Origin of the sequence: Pseudoxanthomonas sp., assembly GCF_027498035.1 — a bacterium.
Taxonomy (GTDB): domain Bacteria; phylum Pseudomonadota; class Gammaproteobacteria; order Xanthomonadales; family Xanthomonadaceae; genus Pseudoxanthomonas_A.
The window spans coordinates 3,416,696-3,432,663 of sequence record NZ_CP114978.1; the positions used below are offsets into that span (position 1 = coordinate 3,416,696).

22 protein-coding genes and 1 tRNA gene are annotated in these 15,968 nt (G+C 65.8%); 19 read left to right on the top strand and 4 right to left on the bottom strand.

From position 1 onward, the window contains the following. Positions 1–10: 10 nt before the first annotated feature. The 7 genes from O8I58_RS14915 (at position 11) to O8I58_RS14945 (ending at position 4,851) form a co-directional block, all read left to right on the top strand. The gene (locus tag O8I58_RS14915) at positions 11–763 is read left to right on the top strand and encodes an SIMPL domain-containing protein (protein ID WP_298317700.1); all 753 of its coding nucleotides are present in this window, start codon (positions 11–13) and stop codon (positions 761–763) included. A gap of 10 nt (positions 764–773) precedes the next feature. Next, positions 774–1,352, top strand: coding sequence for an anthranilate synthase component II (locus O8I58_RS14920; RefSeq protein ID WP_298317704.1), 579 nt, complete (start codon positions 774–776; stop codon positions 1,350–1,352). A gap of 2 nt (positions 1,353–1,354) precedes the next feature. Then, positions 1,355–1,849 carry a DUF1543 domain-containing protein gene (locus O8I58_RS14925; protein ID WP_298317705.1) on the top strand — a complete coding sequence of 165 codons (495 nt, stop codon included), beginning with the start codon at positions 1,355–1,357 and terminating at the stop codon, positions 1,847–1,849. Between the two features lie 31 nt (positions 1,850–1,880). Continuing rightward, a complete protein-coding gene (gene trpD / locus O8I58_RS14930) occupies positions 1,881–2,909 on the top strand; it encodes an anthranilate phosphoribosyltransferase (protein WP_298317707.1) in 1,029 nt (342 codons plus the stop codon). Then, positions 2,906–3,256 carry an antibiotic biosynthesis monooxygenase family protein gene (locus O8I58_RS14935; protein WP_298317710.1) on the top strand — a complete coding sequence of 117 codons (351 nt, stop codon included), beginning with the start codon at positions 2,906–2,908 and terminating at the stop codon, positions 3,254–3,256. The genes trpD and O8I58_RS14935 overlap by 4 nt, the downstream gene beginning before the upstream one ends. 81 nt (positions 3,257–3,337) lie before the next feature. Then, positions 3,338–4,132 carry an indole-3-glycerol phosphate synthase TrpC gene (trpC, locus tag O8I58_RS14940; RefSeq protein WP_298317711.1) on the top strand — a complete coding sequence of 265 codons (795 nt, stop codon included), beginning with the start codon at positions 3,338–3,340 and terminating at the stop codon, positions 4,130–4,132. After that, on the top strand, positions 4,129–4,851 hold the full coding sequence (locus tag O8I58_RS14945) for a haloacid dehalogenase-like hydrolase (RefSeq protein WP_298317713.1): 723 nt from the start codon (positions 4,129–4,131) through the stop codon (positions 4,849–4,851). Before trpC ends, O8I58_RS14945 begins: the two co-directional genes overlap by 4 nt. Positions 4,852–4,867: 16 nt before the next feature. Here O8I58_RS14945 and O8I58_RS14950 read toward each other — a convergent pair whose 3' ends face one another. After that, complete coding sequence (locus O8I58_RS14950; RefSeq protein WP_298317715.1) at positions 4,868–5,629, bottom strand: sulfite exporter TauE/SafE family protein; 762 nt, start codon at positions 5,627–5,629, stop codon at positions 4,868–4,870. Positions 5,630–5,742: 113 nt separating this feature from the next. Continuing rightward, a complete protein-coding gene (gene crp, locus O8I58_RS14955) occupies positions 5,743–6,399 on the bottom strand; it encodes a cAMP-activated global transcriptional regulator CRP (RefSeq protein WP_298317717.1) in 657 nt (218 codons plus the stop codon). Positions 6,400–6,570: 171 nt separating this feature from the next. On the opposite strand from crp, the gene speD reads away from it, so the two are divergent. After that, complete coding sequence (speD, locus tag O8I58_RS14960; RefSeq protein WP_298317720.1) at positions 6,571–7,362, top strand: adenosylmethionine decarboxylase; 792 nt, start codon at positions 6,571–6,573, stop codon at positions 7,360–7,362. 177 nt (positions 7,363–7,539) lie between these two features. Next, positions 7,540–7,854 (top strand): quaternary ammonium compound efflux SMR transporter SugE, encoded by a 315-nt coding sequence (gene sugE / locus O8I58_RS14965; protein WP_298317723.1) that lies wholly within the window; start codon positions 7,540–7,542, stop codon positions 7,852–7,854. A gap of 168 nt (positions 7,855–8,022) precedes the next feature. Here sugE and coq7 read toward each other — a convergent pair whose 3' ends face one another. Beyond that, positions 8,023–8,667 carry a 2-polyprenyl-3-methyl-6-methoxy-1,4-benzoquinone monooxygenase gene (gene coq7, locus O8I58_RS14970; protein ID WP_298317726.1) on the bottom strand — a complete coding sequence of 215 codons (645 nt, stop codon included), beginning with the start codon at positions 8,665–8,667 and terminating at the stop codon, positions 8,023–8,025. A 243-nt stretch (positions 8,668–8,910) separates the two neighbouring features. Here coq7 and rplM point away from each other — a divergent pair, with 243 nt between their 5' ends. The 6 genes from rplM (at position 8,911) to maiA (ending at position 12,696) form a co-directional block, all read left to right on the top strand. Next, entirely contained in the window at positions 8,911–9,339 is a 429-nt protein-coding gene (gene rplM, locus O8I58_RS14975) for a 50S ribosomal protein L13 (RefSeq protein WP_298317729.1), read from the top strand. 2 nt (positions 9,340–9,341) lie between these two features. Then, positions 9,342–9,734: a 30S ribosomal protein S9 gene (gene rpsI, locus O8I58_RS14980; protein ID WP_093133728.1), complete on the top strand. Its 393-nt coding sequence runs from the start codon at positions 9,342–9,344 to the stop codon at positions 9,732–9,734. A gap of 53 nt (positions 9,735–9,787) precedes the next feature. Then, positions 9,788–9,862, top strand: a tRNA-Gln gene (locus O8I58_RS14985). A 337-nt stretch (positions 9,863–10,199) separates the two neighbouring features. Next, on the top strand, positions 10,200–10,883 hold the full coding sequence (locus O8I58_RS14990; RefSeq protein WP_298317736.1) for a 2OG-Fe dioxygenase family protein: 684 nt from the start codon (positions 10,200–10,202) through the stop codon (positions 10,881–10,883). 69 nt (positions 10,884–10,952) lie between these two features. Further along, positions 10,953–11,942, top strand: coding sequence for a fumarylacetoacetate hydrolase family protein (locus tag O8I58_RS14995; protein ID WP_298317739.1), 990 nt, complete (start codon positions 10,953–10,955; stop codon positions 11,940–11,942). A 76-nt stretch (positions 11,943–12,018) separates the two neighbouring features. Then, positions 12,019–12,696, top strand: a complete 678-nt coding sequence (maiA, locus tag O8I58_RS15000; protein WP_298317742.1) for a maleylacetoacetate isomerase — start codon at positions 12,019–12,021, stop codon at positions 12,694–12,696. A gap of 129 nt (positions 12,697–12,825) precedes the next feature. Here maiA and O8I58_RS15005 read toward each other — a convergent pair whose 3' ends face one another. Continuing rightward, complete coding sequence (locus O8I58_RS15005) at positions 12,826–13,959, bottom strand: PilT/PilU family type 4a pilus ATPase (protein WP_298317743.1); 1,134 nt, start codon at positions 13,957–13,959, stop codon at positions 12,826–12,828. A gap of 98 nt (positions 13,960–14,057) precedes the next feature. Between O8I58_RS15005 and O8I58_RS15010 the strand changes: the two genes are divergently transcribed. The 4 genes from O8I58_RS15010 to O8I58_RS15025 all read left to right on the top strand — a co-directional run bounded on the left by O8I58_RS15010 (position 14,058) and on the right by O8I58_RS15025 (position 15,879). Continuing rightward, positions 14,058–14,447, top strand: a complete 390-nt coding sequence (locus O8I58_RS15010; protein ID WP_298317746.1) for a DUF4398 domain-containing protein — start codon at positions 14,058–14,060, stop codon at positions 14,445–14,447. Further along, positions 14,444–15,106, top strand: a complete 663-nt coding sequence (locus O8I58_RS15015) for a hypothetical protein (protein WP_298317749.1) — start codon at positions 14,444–14,446, stop codon at positions 15,104–15,106. The genes O8I58_RS15010 and O8I58_RS15015 overlap by 4 nt, the downstream gene beginning before the upstream one ends. Then, positions 15,066–15,326 (top strand): OmpA family protein, encoded by a 261-nt coding sequence (locus O8I58_RS15020; protein ID WP_298317752.1) that lies wholly within the window; start codon positions 15,066–15,068, stop codon positions 15,324–15,326. The genes O8I58_RS15015 and O8I58_RS15020 overlap by 41 nt, the downstream gene beginning before the upstream one ends. Before the next feature lie 334 nt (positions 15,327–15,660). Continuing rightward, positions 15,661–15,879 (top strand): HP1242/YdcH family protein, encoded by a 219-nt coding sequence (locus tag O8I58_RS15025; RefSeq protein ID WP_298317754.1) that lies wholly within the window; start codon positions 15,661–15,663, stop codon positions 15,877–15,879. Positions 15,880–15,968: the final 89 nt, after the last annotated feature.

Genomic DNA, 15,968 nt, shown 5'->3' on the forward strand with positions numbered 1-15,968 from the left:
GAGTGTTGAAATGAAATGTGCCTGGATCTTGTTGGCCTGTCTGTGCCCGAGCCTTGCGTTCGCCCAGATCAGCAGCCTGCCTTCGCAGCCGCACCTGTTGGTCAAGGGCGAGGCGCATCGCGAGGTAATGCCGGATCGCTTCGGTGTGCTGGTGACGCTGCAGCGCGTCGATCCGTCGCCGGAGCTGGCGCGCTCGCAGGTGCAGGCAGATGCGGCGACCGTGCTGGCGGCGTTCCGCGGACATCACGCGCTGTCCGACTCGATCGATGCGGCCACGCTGACGATTCAGCCGAAGACGGAATACATCGATGGGCGCGCAGTATTCAAGGGCAGCGAGGTGACGCGTCGGTTAGCCGCGACCTTCAAGACGCTGGCGGACACGCGCGCCTTTCTGGCGGGGTTGAAGACCAGTGCGTCCCTGCAGTTATCCGGCATCACGCCCAGCTACAGCGACGAGGCTGGCCTTCGAAAGACCTTGAAGGGCGAGGCGGCTCGGCAGTCGCGCGAGGCAGCCGAGGGCTTGGCCAAGGCGTACGGCGCGAAGCTTGCGGGTCTTTACACCATTTCCGATGTCGCGCCAGCTTTCAGTTATGGCATCCAGGCGGGCACGTGGCCCGATGCGCGGAGTTCCGTGCCGCCTGCGCCACCTGCACCGCCCGCGCCGGCGTCTGACATTGCGGCGCGCGTCGATGGCGAGTCGCTGGAAGCCGGCAGCATCACCCTTTCCGAAAACGTCTATGCGGTCTTCCTGATCGCGCAATGAGTGCACCGCCATGCTGCTGATGATCGACAACTACGACAGCTTCACCTACAACCTCGTGCAGTACCTGCAGTCGCTGGGGGCCGAGGTCGAGGTGGTGCGCAATGACACATTGACGGTGGACGAGATCGCGAAGAAGGCGCCGCAGCGCATCGTGATCTCACCCGGTCCGCGCACGCCGAACGAAGCAGGCGTGTCGCTGGAAGTGATCGAACGCCTGGGTGCGACCACGCCGATCCTGGGCGTGTGCCTGGGCCACCAGAGCATCGGCCAGGTGTACGGCGGCGATGTGATCCGCGCCGGTCGCATCATGCATGGAAAGGTCTCGCCGATCCGCCATGAAGGCCGCGGCGTGTTCGCCGGCCTGCCGGATCGCTATGAGGCCACGCGCTATCACTCGCTGGTGGTGGACAAGACTACGCTGCCGTCCACGCTGGAAGTCACGGCCTGGACCGAGAACGACGATGGCTCGATGGAAGAAATCATGGGCCTGCGGCACCGTGAGTTCCCGGTGGAAGGCGTGCAGTTCCATCCCGAGTCCATCCTCACCCAGCACGGCCATGCGCTGCTGAAGAATTTCCTGGAGCGTTGAGCATGCTGTTCGTCGTCCTGCTCGGCGGCAAGCACGCCGCGGCCAAGATCGAGGTGCACGACGTGGTGTTCGCCACCGGCACCCGGCTGCAGGACACCTATCCGCAGCTGGAGCGGCAGTGGTTCGGCGCGCGCAAGGGCCTGCACGTCGATGCATGGATGGCCGTCGATGGCGTGGACGGCTACCGGGTGCGGCTGTCGGAGGCGCAGCCGACGGCGGGCGAGCCGCGACTGTTCTTCATCAACCTGGGCGGCTATGTCACTGGCGCCTTCGGCGAGGACCATCGCTATCTGCTGGTGGTTGCGCAGGATGCGGCCGAAGCCAAACGCAAAGGCAAGGCCTGGGCCGGTGCGGGCTGGGACAAGCCCCATACCGACAACCTCTACGACGTCGATGACTGCATTCCAGTCGACAGCGTCGATGGCCGTTTCATCCAGCTGGTGCCCGGCACGCATGCCGGCATCGAGACTTTCTGCGATTACCTCGTCCTGCCATGAGCACGACGGGCACCACACAGGCGCATCGTCCATGACCATCACCGCGCAGGAAGCCCTGCAACGCACCATCGAACACCGTGAGATCTTCCACGACGAAATGGTGGACCTGATGCGCCAGGTCATGCGCGGCGAAGTCTCGCCGATGATGACCGCCGCCATCCTCACCGGCCTGCGGGTGAAGAAGGAAACCGTCGGCGAAATCGCCGGCGCGGCCACGGTGATGCGCGAGTTCTCGCGCACGGTGGACGTGGCCGACCGCAGTCACATGGTCGATATCGTCGGCACCGGCGGCGATGGCTCGCACACCTTCAACATCTCGACCTGCGCGATGTTCGTGGCCGCGGCCGGCGGCGCGAAAGTGGCCAAGCACGGCAACCGCAGCGTGTCGTCCAAGTCCGGCAGTGCCGATGCGATCGAGGCGCTGGGCGCGAAGATCGAGCTGCAACCGGAGCAGGTCGCAGCGGCCATCGACAATACCGGCATCGGCTTCATGTACGCGCCGATCCATCATCCGGCGATGAAAGTCGTGGCGCCGGTGCGTCGCGAGATGGGCGTGCGCACGATCTTCAACATCCTCGGGCCGCTGACCAATCCGGCCGGCTCGCCGAACATCCTGATGGGCGTGTTCCATCCGGACCTGGTTGGCATCCAGGCGCGCGTGCTGCAGGAACTCGGCGCCGAGCGCGCGCTGGTGGTCTGGGGGCGCGACGGCATGGACGAACTGTCGCTGGGCGCCGGCACGCTGGTCGGCGAACTGCGCGACGGCCAGGTGCGCGAGTACGAACTGCACCCGGAAGATTTCGGCATCGCCATGTCGGCCAGCCGCAACCTGAAGGTGGATAGCCCGGAGGAATCCATCGCCATCCTGCATGCAGTCCTGGCCGGCGAGCCGGGCCCGGCATTGGATATCGTGGTGTTCAACGCCGGTGCGGCGCTGTACGTGGCCGGTGTCAGCGACTCCATCGCGGCGGGCATCGCGCGTGCGCGCGCAGTGATCGCCGATGGCAGTGCCGCGGCGAAATTGCGCCAGTACGTGGATTTCACCAGCGCAATGGCATGAACACGGGCGATGCCGCTTTCGCTGCACTCCCGGCGCCGCCGTATTGGGCGGTGGCGTTTTCTTCGCGCCGTGCCGATGGCGACGCGGCGGCTTACGACGAAGCCGCCACGCGCATGGTCGAACTGGCGCGGAAGCAGCCGGGGTTCCTGGGCGTGGAATCCGCGCGTGGCGCCGATGGCTTTGGCATCACCGTCTCGTACTGGACCAGCGAAGCCGCGATCGCCGCCTGGAGGGCGCATGCCGAACACGCCGCCGTGCGCGCCACGGGTCGCACCGTCTGGTACACCCACTTCGAACTGCGCGTGGCCAGGGTGGAGCGCGCTTACGGTGGCGGCCAGGCGCACTGACCGGCCAGTCACGGCCCGGGCAGTGACGACAATGCGACAATATCGACTTCAGCCGCGGCTCCGCGGTGTGCACGGAACACCATGAGCGACATCCTCGACACCATCCTGGCGCGCAAGCGCGAGGAAATCGCCGCCCGCAGTGCCGTCGTGCCGCTGGCTGACCTGATCGCGCGCGTGGGCGATGCCTCGCCGGTGCGCGGTTTCGCCGATGCGCTGCGCCGGACCATCGCCAACGGCGATGCCGGCGTGATTGCCGAAGTGAAGAAGGCCAGCCCGTCCAAGGGCGTGATCCGGCCCGATTTCCATCCGGCCGACATCGCGGTGAGCTATGAGTTCGGCGGTGCGTCGTGCCTGTCGGTGCTGACCGACGTGGATTTCTTCCAGGGCGCCGATGCCTACCTGCAACAGGCGCGCGAGGCCTGCACGTTGCCGGTGCTGCGCAAGGATTTCACCATCGACCCCTACCAGGTGTACGAGGCGCGCGTGCTGGGCGCCGACTGCATCCTGCTGATCGTGGCGGCGCTGGACGACCAGCAGCTGGTCTCACTGGCCGACCTGGCCATGCAGCTGGGCATGGACGTGCTGGTGGAAGTGCACGACATCGATGAACTCGAACGCGCGCTGCAGGTGCCGGCGCCGCTGCTGGGCATCAACAACCGCAACCTGCGCACCTTCGAGGTGTCACTGCAGAACACGCTGGAGATGAAGAGCGCGGTGCCGCGTGATCGGATCCTGGTCACCGAGAGCGGCATCGTCACCACCGACGACGTGGCCACGATGCGCGGGCAGGGCGTGCATGGCTTCCTGGTCGGCGAAACCTTCATGCGCGCTGCTGAACCCGGTGAAGCGTTGCGCCAGCTGTTCTTCGCCGCATGAGCGTGCCAGGCCCGTACCCGGTGCCGGCGGACGACGCGCCGGTGGTGGTGTTCGACTTCGACCACACCTTGTACGACGGTGATTCGGGTAGCCATCTGTTTGCCTGGCTGATCAAGCGCAGCTGGCTGCGCATCGTCGTGGCATTGCTGCTGACACCGCTGCTGGGGCCGCTGGTAGCGATGCTGCCAACCCGTCGGCGCGGGATTTCCGGTTACGTGTGGATTGCCACCTTCGGCCTGCATCGCCGGCGCGACCTGGATGCGCTGATCGACCAGTACGTTGCCGCCAACAAGCAAGACATGCGTGGGCGCCTGCTGCCGCAGGCACTGGAAGTATTCACCGCGCACCGGGTCGCCGGGGATCGCGTGGTGGTCGCCACCGGCGCGCCGCCGGAGCTGGCCCGCGAGATCCTGTCCTTCGTCGCCCACCAGGACGTACCGGTAATCGGCACATTGGTCGGGCCGAAGTTCGGTGCCGTTGCCGCGCGCCGCCACTGCCATCACGAAGAGAAGATGCGGATGCTGCGCGAGCAGGGCTACGGCGACATCGCCGCGGCCTACAGCGACAGCGCGGCTGACCTGCCACTGCTGCTGGCCGCCAGGCGGCCGGTGGTGGTGAATCCGAAAGCGACCAAGGTGGACCTGTTCCGCAGGCTGCTGCCGTCCGGCACGCCGATCCTCAACTGGGGCTGTGCCAGTCGCGGCGGCGACCCGGCCTGAGCCGGGTCTGCAGGCTTCAGGCGTTGAAGAGCACGAGCTGGTAGGCGCTGACCACCAGCGCCAGCACGCCGACGCTGCCCAGGATGATCCGCTCGGGCAGTCGCTTCACCAGCAGAGCCGCCACCGGTGCGGCCAGCACGCCGCCGATCACCAGTCCAGCCACGATCCGGGCGTATTCCATGCGAACGGTGAAGACGAAGGTCAGCGAAATGGCCAGGGTCACGGCAAATTCGGCCAGGCTGACCGTGCCGATCGTCGCCCGCGCCTTGCTGCCCGAGGCCAGCAGGGTGGCGGTCGACAGCGATCCCCAGCCGCCCCCGCCGATGGCATCCAGCAGCCCGGCGAAGAAACCTACTGCCGGCACCTGGCGCTGGTGCGAAGCCGTACTGACAACCTCAGGTGGACGATGGCGCCCGACCCGGCGCAGGATCAGGGCCGCCAGTACCAGCAGGTAGATGCAGGTCACCGGCCGGAACAGGTTGCCCGGCACGCGGGTCAGGGCATAGGCGCCGATCACCCCGCCGATCACGCCCGGGACCGCCAGGCGCAGCAGCAGGATGCGGTCCACGTTGCCCATCAGGGCGTGACTGCCACCGGACGCACCGGTGGTGAAGACCTTGGCGGTATGCACCGCTGCACTGATGGATGCAGGCGGTAGCCCCATCGCCAACAGCACCGAAGTGGAGACCAGTCCGAACGCCATGCCCAGGGCGCCGTCCACTAGCTGCGCGGCCAGCCCGATCAGGATGAACCAGTAGAAATCGTTGCCCAGTTCCATTGGAACGGTCTGCCTGCAAGGCGGTGCCGCTCCGGCGGCTAGCCCTGGCGCCCAAGCGGTGATCGAACGTGTGGCCCACCCCTGATGGGCCGGTCGTTACGGCGCGGCTGGGGTCAGCGCGTGCCGTACAGCACGACGGTCTTGCCGCGTGCGTGGAGCAGGCCATCGGCCTGTAGTTTCTTCAGGACGCGCCCGGCCATCTCGCGCGAGCAGCCGACCAGCCGGGCCAGTTCCTGGCGGGACACGCGCATCTGGGTGCCTTGCGGATGGCTCATGGCCTCCGGCTCGTGGGCCAGGTCGTGCAACGTGCGGATAATGCGGTCGGTCACATCCAGGAACGCCAGGCGGCTGGCCTTGCGGCTGGTGTCCAGCAGGCGGCGCGAGAGCTGGGTGCCGATGGCGAACAGCAGTTTGGCCGCGTCCGATGCCAGCTGGCCGCCGAACAGCTGGTGCAGGCGCTCATAACTGATTTCAGCCAGTTCGCACTGGGTGCGCGTGCGCAGGACGACCTCGCGCCGGTCCGATTCAATGAATAATCCCATCTCGCCGACGAATTCGCCGGGACCGAAATAGCCCAGGACCAGCTCGCGATCCTCTTCCTCTTCAGCCAGGATACTGACCGAGCCGCTGACCACGTAATACAACGTCCCGGCGGGATCTCCGGGGCGGAACACGTCTGCGCGGGCGGGGTAGCGGCGGCGGTGGCTGTTGGACAGGAACGACTCGATGGTCGTCTGGTCCGGGGTCAGCGCATTGGCAGGGGAACGCATCAAGCTCGGGGGAAGGCCTGCTTTCATGGCAGCTCGTGTAGCGAACGGATTGTTCCGAGCTTAGTCTGAATGGGGCGCTTGCGGCAATGTGCGTCGCACTGTCATTTCGCCGTCAGGCTATTTGCCGCATAATTGCGGACTTCACCCGTTTCTTTGCGAAGGTCCATCGCCGTGGTCAAACCACTGCCGCGCCTGAGGCTGCAGGGCTTCAACAACCTCACCAAGGCGCTGAGCTTCAACATCTACGACGTCTGCTATGCAGTCTCCGAAGATGAGCGCCAGCGTTATATCGAGTACATCGATGAGGAATACAACGCCGATCGCCTGACCCAGATCCTCACGGATGTGGCGGAGATCATCGGTGCCAACATCCTCAACGTGGCCCGCCAGGACTACGACCCGCAGGGCGCGTCGGTGACCATCCTCATTTCCGAGGAGCCGGTGATCGACAAATCCGCCGCCAAGGGCGTGATCTCCGATGCGGTGGTCGCGCACATGGACAAGAGCCACATCACGGTTCACACGTATCCGGAAACGCATCCGCAGGCCGGCATCGCGACCTTCCGTGCGGACATCGACGTGGCCACCTGCGGCGTGATCTCGCCGCTGAAGGCGCTGAACTACCTGATCGAGTCCTTCGAGTCGGACATCGTGATCATGGACTACCGCGTCCGTGGCTTCACCCGCGACATCAAGGGCAAGAAGCACTACATCGATCACCGGATCAATTCGATCCAGGACTTCATGGCCAAGAACATCAAGTCGCGCTACGAGATGATCGACGTCAACGTCTATCAGGAAAACATCTTCCACACCAAGATGCACCTGACCGAGTTCGACCTGGACCAGTATCTGTTCGAGGAAAAGGCCCGCAACCTGTCGTTCAAGGAGCGGATGAAGATCGAGAACCTGCTGCGCCGGGAAATCGAAGAGCTTTTCCACGGCCGCAACCTGGCCGAGTGATTGCCGAGGGTCAGGCCTGGTTGCATGGGGCTGGCTTAAGGTAGTGGCATCAACGGCGGGACGACCCGCCCGCGGCAGTCGATGCCGTGCATGAAGATGGCCGACGACGGCCCGGGCTCACGTCCGGGTCGTTTCGTTTTTGAGGCCTGGCGAAATTTCTGAAAAAGGAGACATGCGATGGCATGGGTGTATCTGTTGGTGGCCGGGGTCTTCGAGATCGGCTTTGCGATGGGTCTCAAATACACGGAGGGGTTCACCCGGCTCTGGCCCACCGTTGGCACGATGGCCGCGGCTGGCGCCAGCCTGTGGCTGATGACCCAGGCCATGAAGGGCATTCCAGTCGGCACTGCTTACGCGGTGTGGACCGGGATCGGTGCCACCGGCGTGGCGATCGTGGGGATGCTGCTGTTTGCCGAATCGGCCTCGCCGGCACGGCTGGCGTGCATCGGGCTGATCGTGCTGGGCGTGATTGGCCTGAAACTCGCTTCGTAGTCAGCCCTGCGAGGCGGGACTGCCTCCCGGGATTGGCTGCGCAAATCCCGGGCCCCGGTGTCGGGTTTGCCTATCTCCGCGCCGTTGGCGCGCCCATTGAGCAGAAGGTGCTTTGCTCTGGCGCGGATGCTCCGGGCCGCCGGCGCTTCTGGGGCCGCGCTGCCGTGCTCAGAGGCGGTAGGCGACGGTCTTCATGAAGCGCGATGCCAGCTTCATCGCGCCGGCGATCGGTGGTGGCAACAGGCGCGCGCCAGCCTGTTCGGCGTTGTCGGCATGGCGCGCCTCGTCTTCCTTCATCACCCGGAGCACCGCGCGGCTGCGCAGGTCGGCGGGCGGCAGGATGTCCAGGTGTTCGTCCAGGTGCGCTTCGACCTGGCGCTCGGTTTCGACCACGAAACCCAGGTTCCAGCCGTCGCCGCGCAGTCCGGCCAGCAGGCCGATCGCGTAGCTGCCGCTGTACCAGAGTGGGTTGAACAGGCTGGGGCGGCTGTCCAGCTCGCGCAGGCGCTTGGCGCACCAGGCCAGGTGGTCGGTTTCCTCCTGCGCTGCCTCCTGCAGATGGGCGCGGGTCTCGGGGTCGCGTGCGACCGCGGCCTGGCCTGAATACAGGGCCTGCGCACAGACCTCGCCGACATGATTGATCCGCATCAGCCCGGCGGCGTGGCGGCGCTCGTTCTCGTCCAGTGCGATGTCCGGTGTGTTTGAGGCCGGGTAGGCGCGGTGCGCTGGCGGGTCGCCCAGGGTGGTTTCCAGTGCGTGCTGGGTTTCAGCCAGGAACAGGTCGATGACGGAATGCAGGCGGGTCGCGGTCATGTCGGCAGTGGGGGCCGTGGCGCTGCCAGGGGCAGCCGGTCCGCCATGTTCCCCCGCAGGGGCAGGGATGCCAAGCGATCCTGGCAGCGCTGTTGGAGGGTGAATCCAGGCGCTTGCAAGCGCGGGCCGCGGCCCGTACAATTCCGCCCCTTCACGTTTCACCCTTCACAACGCGTGGCAGAGTTCCGCACGGGGCAAGGTCCTGAGCGCAATGAGCCCGACCAAACAAAAAGAGCTTCTTTCATGAGCACGTTCACCGCAAAGAACGAGACCGTCCAGCGCGACTGGTACATCGTTGACGCCTCGGGCAAGACCCTGGGCCGTCTGTCCACCGAGCTGGCACGCCGTCTGCGTGGCAAGCACAAGCCGGTCTACACCCCGCACGTTGATACCGGCGATTATCTGATCGTTATCAACGCCGAGAAGATTACCGTGACCGGTAAGAAGCTCACCGACAAGAAGTATCACCGTTTCACGGGCTACATCGGCAACCTGAAGACCGAGAGTCTGCAGCAGGCCCTGGACCGTCATCCGGAGCGCGTGATCGAGACCGCCGTGAAGGGCATGCTGCCGAAGGGCCCGCTGGGCCGCGCCATGTACCGCAAGCTGAAGGTCTACGCCGGTACCAACCATCCGCACGCCGCACAGCAGCCGCAGGTCCTGGACATTTAATCATGGCTATCACTCAGAACTACGGCACTGGCCGTCGCAAGTCCTCCACCGCCCGCGTGTTCCTGCGCAAGGGCACCGGCAAGATCACCGTCAACGACCGTCCGCTGGACGAGTTCTTCGGCCGTGAGACCGCGCGCATGATCGTGCGCCAGCCGCTGGAGCTGACCAATAACACCGAGAGCTTCGACATCCTCGTGACCGCTGCTGGCGGTGGCACCACCGGCCAGGCCGGCGCCATCCGCCTGGGCATCGCCCGCGCGCTGGTCGAGTACGACGAAACCCTGAAGTCCGAGCTGCGCAAGGCTGGCTTCATGACCCGCGACGCCCGCGAAGTCGAGCGTAAGAAGGTCGGCCTGCACAAGGCACGTCGCGCAACGCAGTTCTCGAAGCGCTAATACGCTTCTGCTTTTCAACGAGCGGCTGTACAATCGCCGCTCGGTTTTTCCACAGCCCCGTCGCCAAGCGGTAAGGCACCTGACTCTGACTCAGGCATTCGGAGGTTCGAATCCTTCCGGGGCTGCCAATATTCAAAGAAAAGACTCGCTTCGGCGGGTCTTTTTTTTGGCCCGCCGTCTCTGGCGGCGCCCTTCGGGCCATCGCTGTGCGATTTAAAAATTTCTCCCGGAAATTTTTGTGCGCGATTGTTGGCGCGTGCATCGCTGCGCACCGTTGTCCCGGCGAGCGGTTGCTGTCGTGCCTGTCTGTCTGGTGCGCGTGGCACGGGCCAATGGAATCGGAGGTGTAGAATCGAGGCTTGTTCCGCGGCCTGCCTTTCGCCGCCGCTACTTCCGGATACGGCCTTCGCCATGAGTGTTTCCCCGCCTCCTCCCCTCACGCCAGCTGCGGAGGTCGTTGGCCGCATGCGTTCGGAAGGCTATGTCGTGATCGACCGCGATGCGGTGTGTGCCCTGGCCAACTGCAATGCGGGCCAGCTTGCCGCGCTGGCATCGGACTGGAATGACCTGGCCGTCGATACCTATCTGCGTGATGGCGGCCGCTACCGTCGTCGCCGGCACGCTTGCTTCGTGCGCAATGCCGGCGCGTTGAAGCAGGTGCCACGGCGCGCGCACTGGCAGTCCGAGGATTACAACGCCCTGCACGGCGGCATGCACCGCTGGTTCGAGCCGGTGGCCGAGACGACGTTGGCGCATCCGGCGTGGTCGGGCCTGATCGAGGGATTCGGCAAGCTGTTTGCCGAGGTGTGCGGCCAGCCGCGCTGGTTCGTGGAGGCGCACCAGTTCCGCATCGATACGGCCGATGGCATCGGCCGGCCGACGCCGGAGGGTGCGCACCGTGATGGCGTGGATTTCGTGGTGGTGCTGCTGGTCGACCGGGTCGATATCAAGGGCGGCGAAACCCGTGTGTTCGAGGCCGATGGCACCCACGGGCAGCGCTTCACCCTGGGTCAGCCCTGGTCGGCACTGCTGCTGGACGACGCCCGGGTGATCCACGAATCCACCCCGATCCAGCCACTGGATGGCGCCGGCCATCGCGACACGCTGGTACTGACCTACCGCGCGGGGGCGTTCCAGGGCGAGGATTGACGCCGGCCCCCCACCGCGCTGGTTACAATTGAAACGATGGCGCCACACGGCGCGCGCGGAGGCGTTGGAATGAAGCTGGGTTCCCTGAAAGAAGGCGGCCGTGACGGCACGCTGATCGTGGTGTCGCGTGACCTGACCCGCGCCGTGCGCGCCAGCGGCATCGCGCCGACCCTGCAGCGGGCGCTGGATGACTGGTCCAGCCTGGCGCCGCGCCTGGCGGCGCTGTCCGATGCACTCAATGCCGACCAGGCCGATGGCAGCTTCGACCTGGACATCGCCCAATTGGCCTCGCCGTTGCCGCGGGCTTACGAATTCGTCGATGGCAGCGCCTACTTGGCGCACGTCGAGCGTGTGCGACGTGCGCGCGGGGCCGAAGTACCCGCCACCTTCTACACCGATCCGCTGATGTACCAGGCCACCAGTGCAGGCTTCCTGGGTCCGCGCGAGCCGATCCGCGTGGTCAGCGAGGGCTATGGCATCGACCTGGAAGCCGAGGTCGTGGTCGTGACCGACGACGTGCCGATGGCGGTGGATGCGGCGCGGGCCGCGGCGCATATCCAGCTGGTCGGGCTGGTCAATGATGTCAGCCTGCGCAACCTGATCCCGGCCGAGCTGGCCAAGGGCTTTGGCTTCCTGCAGGCCAAGCCGCGCTCGGCGCTGTCGCCGGTGCTGGTCACGCCTGACGAACTGGGCCAGGCCTGGCAGGGCAACAAGTTGCACCTGGCCATGCGTACGCAGATCAACGGCGCCTGGTTCGGCGCGCCGGAAGCCGGCGAGGACATGCAGTTCGATTTCGCCCAGTTGATCGCCCATGCCGCGCGCACCCGGCCGCTGGTGGCCGGGACGCTGGTGGGTTCGGGCACGATCGCCAACCACGACACCGGCAAGGGCGCCTCGTGCCTGGCCGAGCAGCGCACGGTGGAGACCCTGCGCGATGGCCAGGCCGTCACGCCGTTCCTGTCGTTTGGCGACACCGTGCGCATCGAGATGCTGGCGCGCGATGGAAGCACCATCTTCGGTGCCATCGAACAGTGGGTCGAGCGCCAGCCTTTGCCGTAACCGGCAGAGGTTCCACAATGCCGGACTGGGTGCCGCCGTCGCGGTGCCGCTTGCTCGCACCGAGGTTGTCCCGCGCATGGCGGAGCTATTGCAGCTGTACTCCTACTGGCGTTCCAGTGCCGCCTATCGGGTCCGGATCGGGCTCAACCTCAAGCGGTTGCGCTACGCGCTGAAGCCGGTGCACCTGGTGCGCGATGGTGGACAACAGCACCACGACGCTTATGTGCAACTCAATCCGCAGCACCTGCTGCCGACGCTGCTGCATGGCGGGCGGGTGATGCGCCAGTCGCTGGCGATCCTGGAGTACCTGGACGAAAGCTGGCCCGAACATCCACTGTTGCCGGCGACCGGGCGCGATCGGGCGCGCGTGCGCGCGCTGTCGCAGTTGGTGGCGATGGATATCCACCCACTGAACAACCTGCGCGTGCTGCGGTTCTTCGAAGAAGAATGGAGCGTGCCCCCGGTCGAGCGCGATGCCTGGGTCCGGCACTGGATCGCCGAAGGTTTCCAGGCCATGGAGACGCTGCTGGCCGACGACCCGGCCACTGGAACCTACTGCCATGGCGAAGTGCCCGGCATGGCCGACTGCTGCTTGGTGCCGCAGGTCTACAACGCACGCCGGTTCGGCGTGGACATGGCAGCCTATCCGACCATTGCCCGCGTCGAGCAAGCCTGCCTGCAGCTGCCGGCCTTCGCCCGGGCCAGCCCCGAACAGCAGCCGGATGCGCCGCAGGCCGCGGCCACCGGCATTTGAGATCGCCAACATGAAAAACGGCAGGACAGCCGTTTTTCACGGCGTAGCCGCCCGAAGGGTGGCGCACGTGGAGGTACGCCATGAAAAAGCCACCGCATGCGGTGGCTTTTTTGCTTCACCCCATCGCGTTCAGCCGAAGCCGTGGGTGATGTTGGGCGAGGCGTTTTCGTACATGTCCGCGTATGGGTCGTGTTCGCCCGATGAGCCTTCTGACAGGCGGAACTTCAGCGCCAGGCCGTCGCGTGAATCGGCTGCGCGCAGCGCTTCCTCCTGCGCGATCCTGCCTTCCTTGACCATGCGGAACAGGCACTGGTCGAAGGATTCCATGCCGTCTTCGAGCGACTCTTCCATGGCCTGCTTGATCTCGTGGATCTGGCCGCGGCGCAGCAGGTCGCGGATCACGGGGGTGTTGATCAGCACTTCGGCTGCCGGGATGCGGCGGCCGTCCACGCCCTTGACCAGGCGCTGGGACACCACCGCGCGCAGGTTCAGCGCCAGGTTCATCAGCACGTTCTTGTGCGCGGTTTCCGGGAAGAAGTTGAGGATGCGCTCGATGGTCTGGTCGGCGTTGTTGGAGTGCAGCGTGGCCAGGCACAGGTGGCCGGTTTCGGCGAAGGCGATCGCGGCCTCCATCGTGGTGGCATCCAGGATCTCGCCGATCAGGATCACGTCCGGTGCCTCGCGCATGGCGTTCTTCAGCGCGTTTTGGAAGGCGTGGGTGTCCAGGCCGACCTCACGCTGGTTCACGATCGACTGCTTGTGCTTGTGCAGGTACTCGATCGGATCCTCGATGGTGAGGATGTGGCCGGTGGTGCTGGAGTTGCGGAAATCGATCATCGAGGCCAGCGAGGTGGACTTGCCCGAGCCGGTCGAGCCGACCAGCAGCACCAGCCCGCGCGGGGTCATGATGATGTCCTTCAGTACCTGCGGCAGCTGCAGTTCCTCGATGCTGGGGATCCGGCTGCGGATGGCGCGGATGACCATGCCCACTTCGCCGCGCTGCTTGAACACATTCACGCGGAAACGCCCGGCGTCGGCCAGGGCCACGGCGATGTTGAGCTCCAGGTCGCGCTCGAACTGCGGCACCTGGCCTTCGTCCATCAGCGAATAGGCGATCTTCTTGACCATGCCGGGCGGCAGGCCCGTGTTACCCAGCGGGTAGAGCTTGCCTTCGATCTTGATATAGACGGGCGCGCCGGTGGTCAGGAACATGTCCGACGCGTTCTTTTCCGTCATCAGCTTGAGGAAATAGCCGATGTCCATGATGAGCCCCTGCTGGCTGATGCGCCCGCGCACATTGCAAGTACGGCGTGAGCGTGACGACAATGGTCGCGGATTCCCCTTGAACGCCGCGTACTCAGATGATTCGTAGCTTCGCACAATTCCCAGGGCTGCTGTGTGCGGCCTGCCTGGCCTTCGCGGCCATCTCCACTGCCGATGCGCAGGAAGCTGCCGTTGCCGAGCTGGCCTCGGCACAGGCGGCGGTCCAGCGGGCCACCGATGCCGATGCCGACCAGTACGCACCGGACCTGATCCAGGCCGCGCGCGACAAGGTGTCGCAGGCGCAGGCGCTCACCGAAACCCGCAGTGGTCGCAAGCAGGCGCCGCAGGTGGCGCTGCAGGCGCAGGCCGATGCCGACCTGGCGCGCGCGCGCAGCGAGCAGGCCACCGTCCAGGCCAAGCTGGCCCAGGAACAGTCCGAGATCGACCGCCTACGCAAAGCCCTCAACCTGCCGGAGGGCACGCCATGACGCTGCATCGTTCGCTTGCCCTGGCGGTCCTGTTGTCGCTGGCGGGACCCGCGTTCGCGGCCGATGACGCCGTGCTGGCCCAGTTGAATGCCCGCCTGTCGGCGCTGGACAACAATCCGCAGCTGCGCGAGCAAGGCGCCTACGAGCGTCTGCAGGCCATGCAGGCCATCACGCGCTATGCCGACGCCAAGCGCAGCGAGCGCGATAGCGCGCTCTACGTGGCCCAGCGCCGGGTCGAGATCGCCGAGGTTGCGGCGCAGACGGCGGCGGACAACCGCCAGGTCAACACGCTGGACCAGACCCGCAACGCGCTGCTGCTGGAGGCCAGTCGCCGCGAGACCGCCCGGGTCCGCCAGGAGGCCGAGCGCCTGCGCGTGCAGCAGCAGATCCAGGCCGAGGAAGACGAGCGCGTGCGCCAGCAGGCTGAGGCCGAGGCGGCCGCCCAGGCGGACCAGATCCTGACCAGTGCGACCGGTACCCAGCAGGCCAAGCTGTCCGCGGCCCGCCAGAAGGATTGCCTCGCTGGCCCGCCAGGAGGCCGAGCTGGTGTCCGGCGCCAAGCTGCCCAAGTCCAGCTTCACCGCCGATGGCGCCGAGACCTTCGTCTTGCCAGCCAGCATGTTCGATGCGGGCAAGGCCGGCCTGTCGGCCACCGGTAAGTCTGCCGTGCAGGCCCTGGCGGCCTACATGGATGCCACCAAGGGCGCCAAGCTGCGCGTGGATGGCTACGGCGACAAGCAGGTTCCGGGGGCTCGCCGCTCGGCCGCAGTGCGTGCTGCGCTCATCGCCGCTGGTGTGCCCAAGGCCCGGGCCAGCGATGGCGGGGGCAAGGGTGCCGGGACCAAGGGGCAGGCGGCAGTGGTCACTGTTACGCTTTAAATTTTCGTTAAAAATCAGGCATCTATCTGGATTTTGTGCCAAGGATCGCGATCCGGTTGCGATCTGATCAACGGCTTGCCGGATTGCTGTACGAATGCCTTCCTGGACCCTTGTCGGTCCGCTGGGGCAGGAGTAGGGTCATATCCCCAGGCGGGTCGTGAAAGACCGCCTGGATTGACGGAGACGCCGCGCCAATGAAGCCGATGCCCGACCCAATCCAGCAACCGCACAACGTCCGTCCCGGGCGTCGGTTCGGTGATCCGGTGTTCCCCCACGCCACGCCCTGCGCCGTTGTCCGGCCGGGGCGTTTGCATTTCAGCTGAAGGAGACTCCCATGTTTGAAGGGCAACCACAGTCCGAAATCGAGGCAATGATCAAGACCGATCCAGAGTTCAAGCACCTTTACCAGCGCCATCGCAAGCTCGACAAGAAAGTCACTGACGCCGAGCTTGGCGTCCTTCCCATCGGCGAAGCCACCCTCGGACAGATGAAACGGGAAAAGCTCCTGGCCAAGCAGCGCCTGCTGCGCAAGTACGAGGCAGCGCCGCACTGACGTTCGCAGTCGCGGGTGCCGGTACTTTCCTCGTCGGGATACCGGCATCCGCGCAATTGTTTCCCCGCCAGCGGCGGTCCTGATCGGGC

Coding starts and splice junctions, on each gene's coding strand:
- O8I58_RS15015 (WP_298317749.1), top strand. CDS start 14,444: ATGACGCTGCATCGTTCGCTTGCCCTGGCGGTCCTGTTGTCGCTGGCG.
- maiA (WP_298317742.1), top strand. CDS start 12,019: ATGGCGGAGCTATTGCAGCTGTACTCCTACTGGCGTTCCAGTGCCGCC.
- trpD (WP_298317707.1), top strand. CDS start 1,881: ATGACCATCACCGCGCAGGAAGCCCTGCAACGCACCATCGAACACCGT.
- O8I58_RS15010 (WP_298317746.1), top strand. CDS start 14,058: ATGATTCGTAGCTTCGCACAATTCCCAGGGCTGCTGTGTGCGGCCTGC.
- O8I58_RS14920 (WP_298317704.1), top strand. CDS start 774: ATGCTGCTGATGATCGACAACTACGACAGCTTCACCTACAACCTCGTG.
- O8I58_RS14925 (WP_298317705.1), top strand. CDS start 1,355: ATGCTGTTCGTCGTCCTGCTCGGCGGCAAGCACGCCGCGGCCAAGATC.
- O8I58_RS15005 (WP_298317743.1), bottom strand. CDS start 13,959: ATGGACATCGGCTATTTCCTCAAGCTGATGACGGAAAAGAACGCGTCG.
- O8I58_RS14915 (WP_298317700.1), top strand. CDS start 11: ATGAAATGTGCCTGGATCTTGTTGGCCTGTCTGTGCCCGAGCCTTGCG.
- coq7 (WP_298317726.1), bottom strand. CDS start 8,667: ATGACCGCGACCCGCCTGCATTCCGTCATCGACCTGTTCCTGGCTGAA.
- O8I58_RS14935 (WP_298317710.1), top strand. CDS start 2,906: ATGAACACGGGCGATGCCGCTTTCGCTGCACTCCCGGCGCCGCCGTAT.
- O8I58_RS14945 (WP_298317713.1), top strand. CDS start 4,129: ATGAGCGTGCCAGGCCCGTACCCGGTGCCGGCGGACGACGCGCCGGTG.
- O8I58_RS15020 (WP_298317752.1), top strand. CDS start 15,066: ATGTTCGATGCGGGCAAGGCCGGCCTGTCGGCCACCGGTAAGTCTGCC.
- rpsI (WP_093133728.1), top strand. CDS start 9,342: ATGGCTATCACTCAGAACTACGGCACTGGCCGTCGCAAGTCCTCCACC.
- O8I58_RS14995 (WP_298317739.1), top strand. CDS start 10,953: ATGAAGCTGGGTTCCCTGAAAGAAGGCGGCCGTGACGGCACGCTGATC.
- sugE (WP_298317723.1), top strand. CDS start 7,540: ATGGCATGGGTGTATCTGTTGGTGGCCGGGGTCTTCGAGATCGGCTTT.
- trpC (WP_298317711.1), top strand. CDS start 3,338: ATGAGCGACATCCTCGACACCATCCTGGCGCGCAAGCGCGAGGAAATC.
- crp (WP_298317717.1), bottom strand. CDS start 6,399: ATGCGTTCCCCTGCCAATGCGCTGACCCCGGACCAGACGACCATCGAG.
- rplM (WP_298317729.1), top strand. CDS start 8,911: ATGAGCACGTTCACCGCAAAGAACGAGACCGTCCAGCGCGACTGGTAC.
- O8I58_RS14990 (WP_298317736.1), top strand. CDS start 10,200: ATGCGTTCGGAAGGCTATGTCGTGATCGACCGCGATGCGGTGTGTGCC.
- O8I58_RS14950 (WP_298317715.1), bottom strand. CDS start 5,629: ATGGAACTGGGCAACGATTTCTACTGGTTCATCCTGATCGGGCTGGCC.
- O8I58_RS15025 (WP_298317754.1), top strand. CDS start 15,661: ATGTTTGAAGGGCAACCACAGTCCGAAATCGAGGCAATGATCAAGACC.